This is a genomic window from Pseudorhodoplanes sp., assembly GCF_035565795.1.
Classification (GTDB): domain Bacteria; phylum Pseudomonadota; class Alphaproteobacteria; order Rhizobiales; family Xanthobacteraceae; genus Pseudorhodoplanes.
On the sequence record NZ_DATMRV010000229.1, the window covers coordinates 1 to 2,692 of the forward strand.

Annotated in this window: 4 protein-coding genes; 1 reads left to right on the forward strand and 3 read right to left on the reverse strand. The window is 63.6% G+C overall.

Annotated features, from left to right (window positions below; translation table 11 throughout):
- Positions 1-471, forward strand: a 471-nt coding sequence (locus tag VNZ93_RS20225; RefSeq protein WP_325709423.1) for a gamma-glutamyltransferase, incomplete at its 5' end; no start/stop codon positions are given.
- A 68-nt stretch (positions 472-539) separates the two neighbouring features.
- Here VNZ93_RS20225 and VNZ93_RS20230 read toward each other — a convergent pair.
- The 3 genes from VNZ93_RS20230 to VNZ93_RS20240 all read right to left on the reverse strand — a co-directional run.
- Positions 540-1,151, reverse strand: coding sequence for a TPM domain-containing protein (locus VNZ93_RS20230; RefSeq protein ID WP_325709426.1), 612 nt, complete (start codon positions 1,149-1,151; stop codon positions 540-542).
- Positions 1,151-1,939 carry a YgcG family protein gene (locus VNZ93_RS20235; RefSeq protein WP_325709429.1) on the reverse strand — a complete coding sequence of 263 codons (789 nt, stop codon included), beginning with the start codon at positions 1,937-1,939 and terminating at the stop codon, positions 1,151-1,153. Before VNZ93_RS20235 ends, VNZ93_RS20230 begins: the two co-directional genes overlap by 1 nt.
- Before the next feature lie 228 nt (positions 1,940-2,167).
- A partial coding sequence (locus VNZ93_RS20240; protein ID WP_325709432.1) for a LemA family protein occupies positions 2,168-2,692 on the reverse strand: 525 nt, incomplete at its 5' end.

Genomic DNA, 2,692 nt, shown 5'->3' on the forward strand with positions numbered 1-2,692 from the left:
GGCGTCCTGCTCAACAACGAGCTTGACGATTTTTCCGCCAAGCCCGGCGTGCCGAACGCCTTTGGCCTCGTCGGCGCGAGCGCAAATGCACCGGCGCCGCGTAAGCGCCCGCTGTCATCGATGACGCCGACCATCGTGATGAAGGACGGCAAGCCCTATCTCGTCACCGGCTCTCCCGGCGGCAGCCGCATCATCACCACCGTGCTGCAGATCATCATCAACGTGCTGGATCACGGGATGGATGTCGCCTCGGCGGTCTCCGCGCCGCGCATCCACCATCAATGGCTTCCGGACGAGGTGTTCGCCGAACGCACCTATCCGGAAGGTCTTGTCAAAGGTCTCGAAGAGCGCGGCCATAAGATTGCGACGCGCGTGCCGAACACATCGGCGAACTCCATCCTGGTCACGAAGGACGGCTTTTCCGGCGCCGCGGACACGCGAACGCGGGGTGCGACCGCCGCGGGATATTGAGGTTTAGCTTCCCTCCCCCGCAAGCGGGGGAAGGGAGATAAAGAGCGCGCGCGGGGGTGGGGAAAGGATCAAATCTCGATCAGCTTGTCGGGCAATTCGTTGCGGTTGAGCGCACCGGGCGGGAAATGCTGCGCGAGCACTGCGCCGCATCGTTCGACCGCGCCGACAAATCCATCCGCCGGACGCCCGCGCGCGATCGCCGCGATCAGCACCGCGATCGCCTCATCCCAAACCTGCTGCGGCACCTTCTCGTTGATGCCCTCGTCCGCGATCACTTCGGCATAGTGCTCCGCCTCGGACGCGAAGATCAGAACGCCCGTCCGGTTCTCCGTCTTGTGCAGGCCCTGCGCCAGAAACTGCCGTACCGCCTCGGCGTGAGCCTGCTGTTGCATGCTGCGGCGTGGAACGATGTGAAAGCGGATTGCAGGGATCGACAGGATCACCGACGCGATCGCAAACACGGCGAGCTGCAGCATATAAATCCAGCTCGCACGCATCGGCGACAACAGGATCAGCGGCAGCGGCAACAGGAGAGCGAAAGCGGCCGCCCAGATCAGCGGTATCGTGCGGTAATCGCCGCATTGCCGCGCGATCACGCAGAATATTTCGCCGGAGGTTTTATGTTCGACAGCGGCGATGACCGCCGAGATCCGATCCTTGTCTGGGCGCGAGACCAGCATCACCAGCTCCCCGACGAACCACCGCCGCCAAACGAGCCGCCGCCGCCGGAAAATCCGCCGCCGCCTCCCCCGCCCCAGTCGCTTCCCGACGAACTGCCGCCGCCGATGATGATCGGATTGTAGTTGGTCCAGTCGCTTGTGCGACGGGCGCGACCGCGCGGCACGGCGCCGGCGTTCCTTCGCATGTCCGTCACGACATTCATGATGATCATGATCGCAATGATGACCCAGAAGGCGATGATCATCATCTCGGCAGCGCTCAGTCCGGGCGCGGCATTGGCCGCCCCCGCGCGCTCCTTGTATTCCTCGGCATCGCCGGTGAGTACGTTTACGATGTCCTCAGCGCCGCGCGTGATGCCGCCCGCAAAATCGCCATTGCGGAAGCGCGGAAGGATCGCCTGCTGCACGATGAAGCTTGAAAGCGCATCAGTCAGCGTGCCTTCGAGGCCGTAGCCGACCTCGATCCGCACCTTGCGTTCGTTCGGCGCGACGATCAGCAGGACACCATTATTCTTGTCCTTCTGGCCGATCTGCCACTTGCGGCCGAGCTGATAGCCGTAATCCTCGATCGAGGTGCCCTGCAGCGACTTCAGCGTCACGATGACGAGCTGATCGGTCGACTTTGCCTCGAGATCGGCGGACAGCTTTTCAAGACGCTCGCGCGCATTCGCATCGAGGATGCCGGCCTCGTCAACGACGCGGCCGGTGAGTTCGGGGAAGGTCAGTGATTGGGCGAAGGCGAACGAGGCGAAGGTGACGCAGACGAGCACTACCAGGAGTGCGAACACGCGCGCAACGCTCGCCGTTTCCCCTCCCCCCGCGAAGCGGTCGGGAGGGTGGCGAGCGTCAGCGAGCCGGGTGGGGGGTGTCCCACGCGACGCGAGCGAGGCAAGAGCCCTCCACCCCCGACCCCTCCCCACCACTCGCTTCGCTCGCGGGGAGAGGGGAGAAGAAGTGCGGAGGTCCGGGAACACACGACGACGCAGCGTCGTCATTGTCAGCACCATCAGCGCACGTCAGAACTTCACGCTTGGCGGCTTGTCCGCATCCGCAGTCGCGGTGAAGGTCTCCATCGGCTTGTGGCTGCGATAGATCGTGCTCGCCCAGATGATGCCGGGCCATGTGCGCAGCTCGGTATTATAGGCGCGCACGGCCTCGATATAGTCGCGCCGCGCGATCGCGATGCGGTTCTCCGTGCCTTCGAGCTGCGATTGCAGCGCGAGGAAGTTCTGGTTCGATTTCAGGTCCGGATAATTCTCGACCGTCGCGATCAGCCGGCCGAGCGCTCCGGACAATTGCGACTGTGCTTCCTGGAATTTTCTGAAGGTGTCCGGATCGGTCACCGTATTCGCGTTGACCTGGATCTGGGTGGCGCGGGCCCGCGCGTTGATGACGGCCTCCAGCACCTCCCTCTCCTGCTTGGCGTAACCCTTCACGGTCTCGACCAGGTTCGGAATGAGATCAGCTCTACGCTGGTAGTTGTTCTGAACGTCGGACCATTTCGCCTTGGCCTGCTCTTCGAGCGTCGGGATGGTGTTGAT